6 protein-coding genes are annotated in these 7,607 nt (G+C 73.8%); 4 read left to right on the top strand and 2 right to left on the bottom strand.

The features are described 5' to 3' along the window. Positions 1 to 599: DUF4129 domain-containing protein (locus tag ADK52_RS05660; RefSeq protein ID WP_053688674.1), on the bottom strand; the 599-nt coding region annotated here is incomplete at its 3' end. Between the two features lie 7 nt (positions 600 to 606). Continuing rightward, positions 607 to 1,899, bottom strand: a complete 1,293-nt coding sequence (locus ADK52_RS05655; RefSeq protein ID WP_053688673.1) for a hypothetical protein — start codon at positions 1,897 to 1,899, stop codon at positions 607 to 609. A gap of 423 nt (positions 1,900 to 2,322) precedes the next feature. Here ADK52_RS05655 and mtrA point away from each other — a divergent pair, with 423 nt between their 5' ends. From mtrA to ADK52_RS05635, 4 genes are all read left to right on the top strand, one after another. Continuing rightward, positions 2,323 to 3,012, top strand: a complete 690-nt coding sequence (mtrA, locus tag ADK52_RS05650; RefSeq protein WP_189973359.1) for a two-component system response regulator MtrA — start codon at positions 2,323 to 2,325, stop codon at positions 3,010 to 3,012. A gap of 70 nt (positions 3,013 to 3,082) precedes the next feature. Continuing rightward, entirely contained in the window at positions 3,083 to 5,089 is a 2,007-nt protein-coding gene (gene mtrB / locus ADK52_RS05645) for an MtrAB system histidine kinase MtrB (protein WP_199828452.1), read from the top strand. Then, positions 5,079 to 6,932 (top strand): LpqB family beta-propeller domain-containing protein, encoded by a 1,854-nt coding sequence (locus tag ADK52_RS05640; protein ID WP_053688675.1) that lies wholly within the window; start codon positions 5,079 to 5,081, stop codon positions 6,930 to 6,932. The genes mtrB and ADK52_RS05640 overlap by 11 nt, the downstream gene beginning before the upstream one ends. Positions 6,933 to 7,064: 132 nt before the next feature. Next, the coding region (locus ADK52_RS05635; protein ID WP_199828451.1) for a ComF family protein at positions 7,065 to 7,607 on the top strand (543 nt) is incomplete at its 3' end.

Genomic DNA, 7,607 nt, shown 5'->3' with positions numbered 1-7,607 from the left:
GTGGCGGGGCGGGCGCCGTAGGGGACGTCGTCGAAGGTGCGGGCCGCGGTGCGGAGGGCTTCGGCGTGGTCCGGGAGGGCGGCGGCGGCTTCGGCGGCCGCCTCGTCGGCGGTGCGGCCGGGGCGGGGGTCGAGCAGGGTGCGTTCCTCCAGGGAGCGGACGACGGCCCGCATGCGCTCCTGGACGGCTTCGGTCCAGCGGCCGGCGGTGGCGTGCGCGTCGGCGGCGGTGCGGTGGTCGGCGGCGCTGCGCAGGGCGTCGTCGAAGACCCCGGTCGTGCCGGTGGCGGTCCGGCGGGGGGAGCCGAGCCGCCACCACAGGGCGGCGATGCCGAGGATGACCAGGGCGGCGATCGCGACCAGGCCCAGGGTGCCGCCGGGGGTGGCTCCCGAGGCGTGGTCGAAGAGGTTGCCGACCCACTCCCAGAAGCGGTCCAGGGCGCGCTGGAGCAGGCCCGGGTCGTCCTGGTGGTAGAGCGGTTTGGACAGTTCGCGTTCGGCCGCCTCGCGGGCGGGGTCGCGCGGTGTCGTCACCGGTGGTTTCTCCGCGGCCGGCAGGAGCGCCGCGGAGCGCGTGATGAGGCCCCCCGTACTCATCATCGGTGCGTCAGCCTCCGGTCGGTGGTGCGGCCGGGTCCGAGCCGTAGTTCTCCAGGCCCGCGGCCCGGGCGAGCTCCAGGTCGAGGGCCTCGCGGCGGATGCGCTGGTCGACGTACAGGAGGACGGTGACGCCCGACTGGATCGGCATGGTGATGGTCTGCGCGATGACGGCGCCGACCGCCGAGAGGATGAGCGCGGCCCAGCCGGTGGCGGCGGTGCCGTTCTCCAGGGCGGTCGGTCCGGCGTCGGCGAGGCCGATGGCGAGGCCGACGGCGGTCAGCGGCCAGACGATGATGGCCGCGACGAAGGTGGTGATGAGGCCGGTCAGGGCGGTGATGCCGAAGATGCGCCACCACGAGCCCTGGACGAGTCGCGAGGAGCGGCGCAGCGAGGTGGCCACGCTGCTCTTCTCCAGCATCAGCGCGGGTGAGGCCAGGCTGAACTTGATCCCGAGCCAGAGGAGGAGCGGGAGGGCGGCGAAGCCGCCGAGGAGGCCGAGGCCGATGCTGCGCAGGGCGATGCCGGGCAGGATCAGCACGCCGACGAGGAGGGCGCCGCCGATGCCCAGCAGGAGGGTCAGCCCGAGCAGGCGGAGCAGCTGGGGGCGGGCCTCGCGCCAGGCGGTGGCGATCGTGGAGCTGTGGCCGAGCACGGCGCGGCTGAAGATCATCGTGAGCATGGCGGTGGCCACGATGGTGCCGATGAGCTGGATGAACCCGTTCGCGACCAGGGCGAGCATGCTGCTGCCGAGGGTGTCGACGAGCTCGCGCACGCTCGGTTCGTCGTTGGAGGTGACGGGCAGGTCGGAGAGCGTGTACTTCTGCACGAGCACGCTGATGACCTGTACGACGGTGGCCACGACCAGGGTGATCGGCAGGACCGAGCGCCAGTGGCTGCGCATGGTGGCGACGGCGCCGTCGAGGATCTCGCCGAGGTCCAGGGGGCGCAGGGGGATGACTCCGGGCTTGGCGGCGGGGGGCTTGCCCCACTGGCCGGGGCCGCCGGGGTAGGCGTACTGGCCGCCGCCCTGGCCGCCCTGCGGGCCCGCGTACGATCCCCAGCCCGCGCCGGGCTGCGGCTGCTGCCGCGGCGGCTGCGGGGTCTGGGGTGCCTGGGGAGTGCCGGGGCTGGACCACTCGCCGGGCGGCGGCTGCTCGGCGGACCACTTCGGCCCGCCGGCGGGCGGCTGCTGCGCGGGCGGCTGCGCGCCCTCGGTGCCGCCTTGGCCGTCGGGTGCGCCCGGCCGATCGCCGTCGGACGGGGAGGGTCCGGGCACGGCCCAGCCCGGAGAGTCGTTCATCGTCGCTCCTTCACGTGCACTGCGGGGCGGGGGGCGTCAGGGGGTGTCTTGTGGGTCGGGCCGGGCTCGCGGTGTCCGGTGCCGCGCCTCGCCGCGTTCTCGTCGGTCGCCGACGTCCCCCAGCTACCACTGGGAGGTGCCCCCACCGCGTCGACGCCTCCTGCGCCTTGCGATCCATGACACCGGACGCCGATCCCTGATCCGGCCCGCCCCACAAGACACCCCCTGTTCGGCTGCCATCGTGCCACGTGGGAACGTTGAGCGGACCGGCCGTCCCCCCGGATCTTCGGCGGCCCGCGCCTTCAATTGTCGCGCGGATCCGGGGCAGACTGGTCGCCCTGATCTCCACGCAGGTCCGAGGGGCGATTTCCAGCCCTTTTGGCTGTGGGACAGCTCACCGCCAGGTAACGATTAGCTAATGGGATGATGTCAAGCATGAAGGGACGAGTCCTTGTCGTCGACGACGACACCGCGCTGGCCGAGATGCTCGGCATTGTGCTGCGTGGAGAAGGTTTTGAGCCGTCGTTCGTAGCGGACGGCGACAAGGCACTGGCTGCCTTCCGCGAGGCGAAGCCGGATCTCGTGCTGCTCGACCTCATGCTGCCCGGACGGGACGGCATAGAGGTCTGCAGGCTGATCCGGGCCGAGTCCGGCGTACCGATCGTCATGCTCACCGCGAAGAGCGACACGGTGGACGTCGTCGTGGGCCTGGAGTCCGGGGCCGACGACTACATCGTCAAGCCGTTCAAGCCGAAGGAGCTGGTGGCCCGCATCCGGGCCCGCCTGCGCCGGTCGGAGGAGCCCGCGCCCGAGCAGCTGGCCATCGGTGACCTGGTCATCGACGTGGCCGGGCACTCGGTCAAGCGCGACGGCGCCTCGATCGCCCTGACCCCGCTCGAGTTCGACCTGCTGGTCGCCCTCGCGCGCAAGCCCTGGCAGGTGTTCACCCGCGAGGTGCTGCTGGAGCAGGTCTGGGGCTACCGGCACGCGGCGGACACCCGTCTGGTCAACGTGCATGTGCAGCGGCTGCGCTCCAAGGTCGAGAAGGACCCGGAGCGCCCCGAGATCGTCGTGACGGTGCGCGGTGTCGGCTACAAGGCCGGACCGAGCTGACGTGACGCCCGGCAAGCCCCACAGCGGCTCCCGCCGAGGAGTCCTGCGGGGAGGCCGGCAGCTCCGTCAGATGGCCGACGGAGCGCCGGGCGGTCCTGTGCTGCGGTTGTTCGTACGCCTCGTACGACGCCCGCTGCTTCCGGCTGTCCGGCTCTGGCGGCGCAACATCCAGCTGCGCGTGGTCGCCGCGACGCTGCTGATGTCGCTGGCCGTGGTCCTCGCGCTCGGGTTCGTGGTGATCGCCCAGGTCAGCAAGGGGCTCCTCGACGCCAAGGAGGAGGCCGCGCAGAGCCAGGCCGCGGGCGGGTTCGCCGTCGCGCAGGAGAAGGCCAACGCGCCCTCGGCGGTCGACGGGCCCGATGCCACCGACAACAAGGTCGGCCGGGATGCCAGTACCTGGATGAACTCGCTGGTCAAGCAGCTGGCCAGTGGCGGCCAGACCGCCTTCGAGGTGGTCGCGCTCGGCGCCGGCCCCGATGCGGGCGGACAGCCCGGCGGGCAGCCGAGCGGGCCGTTCGTCTCGGGCGTCAAGGGCGCCCGGGCCTCCGGGAACGTGGACCCGACGGCGAGCGTCCCCGCGGCGCTGCGCCGGGACGTCAACCACGCGACCGGGACCTTCAAGACCTTCTCGCAGATCCGGTACACCGCCGGGTCCGGGGACAAGGCGCCCGAGCCCGCGCTGGTCGTGGGCAAGCGGCTCACCGACATCAACGGGGACCCGTACGACCTGTACTACCTCTTCCCGCTCACGCAGGAGGAGGAGTCCCTCAACCTCATCAAGGTCACCATCGCCACCGCGGGCGTGTTCGTGGTCGTGCTGCTCGGCGCGATCGCCTGGCTCGTCGTGCGGCAGGTCGTGACGCCCGTGCGGATGGCCGCCGGGATCGCCGAGCGGCTCTCCGCCGGGCGGCTCCAGGAGCGGATGAAGGTCACCGGCGAGGACGACATCGCCCGTCTGGGCGAGGCTTTCAACAAGATGGCGCAGAACCTCCAGCTCAAGATCCAGCAGCTGGAGGACCTGTCGCGGATGCAGCGCCGGTTCGTCTCCGACGTCTCGCACGAGCTGCGCACGCCGCTGACGACCGTACGGATGGCGGCGGACGTCATCCATGACGCGCGGGTCGACTTCGACCCGATCACCGCCCGCTCCGCCGAGCTGCTCGCCGGGCAGCTCGACCGCTTCGAGTCGCTGCTCGCGGACCTGCTGGAGATCAGCCGGTTCGACGCGGGGGCCGCGGCTCTGGAGGCGGAGCCGATCGACCTGCGGGACGTCGTGCGCCGGGTCATCGACGGCGCCGAGCCGCTCGCCGAGCACAAGGGCACCCGGATCCGGGTGCTGGGCGACACCCAGCCCGTCATAGCCGAGGCCGACTCCCGGCGCGTGGAGCGGGTGCTGCGCAACCTCGTCGTCAACGCCGTGGAGCACGGCGAGGGCCGCGACGTGGTGGTCCGGCTCGCTTCGGCGGGCGGGGCCGTGGCGGTGGCCGTACGGGACTACGGGGTCGGGCTCAAGCCCGGCGAGGCCACCCGCGTCTTCAACCGCTTCTGGCGGGCCGATCCGGCGCGGGCGCGTACGACGGGCGGTACGGGCCTGGGCCTGTCCATCGCCGTCGAGGACGCGCGGCTGCACGGCGGCTGGCTCCAGGCGTGGGGCGAGCCGGGTGGCGGTTCGCAGTTCCGGCTGACCCTGCCGCGGACCGCCGACGAGCCGCTGCGCGGGTCCCCGATCCCGCTGGAGCCGGAGGATTCCCGGTCCAACCGGGCCAGGGCCGCGGCCGACGCGGCGGGCTCGCGGGTGGCCCCGAAGGCGCAGCAGGGCCCGGGCCGGGGCGACCGGTCGCCGATACCGCCGCGGTCGGCGGTCGCCGGTGCGCTGCCGGTGCCCGCGGACCCGACGGCCCTGCCGGGCAGCGGGTCCCGCGTCGTGGCCCGTCCGGCCGATCCCGACCAGGCGGCGGCAGACCAGGCGGCTCCCGACCGGGCGGCGGCACAGCGGGCGGTGCCGGAGGGCGCCGGCGACACCGGTGCGGACGCCGAGCAGACAGCAGCACAGGAGGATGGCGCAGGTGGACGCTGAGCCCGCACGGGTGCGCAGGGACGGCCGCCGCCGGTGGCGGGCGGTGCGGGCGTACGCCTTCGGCGCGGCCGGGCTGCTGCTGGCGGGCTGCGCCTCCATGCCCGACCACGGCGAGATCCGCGAGGTGAAGGCCTCGCAGGGCGTCGACTCGCAGGTGCGGGTGTTCGGGGTGCCGCCGGCCGACAAGGCCGGTCCGGCCGACATCGTCGACGGCTTCCTGGAGGCCATGACCAGCGATGACCCGCAGCTCCAGACCGCCCGCAAGTACCTCACCGAGGAGGCGGCGAAGAACTGGAAGCCCGGTTCCGCCGTCACCGTGCTGTCCGCGGGCATCGACCGGTTCTCCGTGGGCAACGAGAAGGACTCCCCGGGCCCCCGCTGGAAGATGACCGGCAAGAAGCTCGCGACGGTGGACGAGCGCAGCGCGTACCAGCCGGAGCCGCCGGGCCGGCGTTACGAGGAGTACATCCAGCTGGTCCAGGAGAACAAGCAGTGGCGGATCGCGACGCCGCCGAGCGGCCTCGTGCTCAGCGAGTCCGATTTCCAGCGCATCTACATGCCGGTCAACAAGTACTACTTCGCGGGCGGCAGCCTCGTCGCCGACCCCGTGTACGTGCGCCAGCGCAGCGATCCCGACTCGCGGATGGACCCCACCACGCAGACCGTGCAGTCGCTGCTGGCCGGTCCGTCCAAGTGGCTGGGGCCCGTGGTCACTTCGAGCTTCCCGACCGGCACCGAACTGCGGGAGGGCACCAAGTCCCTCGCGTACGACGGGCAGAACGTGCTGAAGGTGCCGCTCAACGACAAGGTCGACAACGTCGCGCAGCCGCAGTGCGAGAAGATGGCCGCGCAACTCATGTACACGGTGCAGGACCTGACGTCGTCGCGGATGGCGCGGGTCGAGCTGCTGCGCTCGGACCGGTCCTCGCTGTGTTCGGTGACCGACGCGGCCGCGGCGACGATCGCCCACCGGCCGCCGGCCCCCGAGTACCAGTACTACGTCGACAGTGAGAGCCGGTTCGTCCGGATGAAGCTCGACGTCACCAGTGAGGACCAGCAGTACCGGCCCGAGCAGGTGCCGGGGCCGCTCTCCCCGAGCGCCGGGAACCCCGGGTTCAAGGTCGGGTCCGCGGCCGTCTCGTACGACGAGAAGCGCGCGGCGGTGGTCTCCGAGGACGGGCACGGGCTGTACCTGGTGAACCTGACGACGGCCGGGCCCATGCCGCAGCCGGTGCTGACGGGCAAGGGCGCCAAGCCGAACGGGCTGGGCACGCCGAGCTGGGACGCGGCGGGCGACCTGTGGGTCGCGGACCAGGATCCGCAGAATCCGGCCCTGTACCGGGTGCCGGGCGGGACCGGAGCCCCGCAGAAGATCGACGTGGCCGGACTCGACGGCGGGCGGATCACCGCGCTGAAGGCGTCGCCGGACGGGGTGCGGATCGCGCTGCTGGTGCAGTCCGGGAACAGCAAGAACCTGTACATCGGGCGGATCGAGCGGCCCGAGGGCAAGGGCGACGCGGCGGCGGTCTCGGTGCGCGAGCTGCGTCCGGCGGCTCCGCAGATGGCGAGCGTGACGGCGCTGAGCTGGGCGCCGCGCGGCCGGCTGCTGGTGGTGGGCCGGGAGAACGGCGGGGTCGTGCAGGCCCGGTACATGCTGGCCGACGGGTCGATGGTCGCGGCGAGCCTGCCCGGGGCGACGGGGCTGGACGCGGTCGCGGCGACGGAGGACGAGAAGAAGCCGGTGGTCGCGCACTCGGACGAGGACGGGATCGTGTGGCTGCCGCCGGGGGCGCAGTGGCGCACGGTGGCGCCGGGTGGCCGGGCCCCGGTCTACCCCGGCTGACCTGCTCTTCCGTCCGTGATTTCGGCGTAGGTTCGGCGCGCGCGGGGGGCTGTTTCGGTGCCCTTTCCGCGACCCGCCGGATGTTGTCCACAGGGGTGGCGGGGGGAGCGGCGGGCCCGGCACAGTGGGCGGATGCGGGGGTGGTGGCAGGAGCTCGCCGGGCTGGTCCTGCCGGCCGGCTGCGGCGGCTGCGGGGCTTCCCGGGTGCTGCTGTGCGCCGACTGCGCGCGGGCGCTGAGCGGGGCCGCGGCGGGCCGTGTGCGGCCGTCTCCGGGCCCGGCGGGGCTGCCCGTGGTGTACGCGGCCGCCGCGTACGAGGGCGCCGTACGGGAGGTCGTACTGGCGCACAAGGAGCGCGGGGCGGCCGGGCCGCTCGGTGCCGCCCTGGCCGCGGCCGTCGGGAGGGCCGTCGAGGGGGCGGTCGGCACGGGTGGGGCCGCCGGGGCGGCGGGGGAGGAGCTGGTCCTCGTACCCGTGCCCTCGGCGCGGCGGCAGGTGCGGGCGCGCGGGCACGATCCGGCGCGCAGGACCGCCCTGGCGGCCGCGGCGCGGCTGCGGCGGGGCGGTGTCCGCGCGCGGGTGGCGTCCGTACTGCGCCAGGTCCGGCCGGTGGCCGATCAGGCGGGTCTGGGGGCCCGGGAGCGGCGGGAGAACCTCACGGGGGCGCTGGGGGTG

Origin of the sequence: Streptomyces sp. WM6372, assembly GCF_001279655.1 — a bacterium.
Classification (GTDB): Bacteria; Actinomycetota; Actinomycetes; order Streptomycetales; family Streptomycetaceae; genus Streptomyces.
The sequence above is the reverse complement of the archived record's forward strand: the minus strand, read 5'-3'. Positions and strand labels throughout refer to the sequence as shown.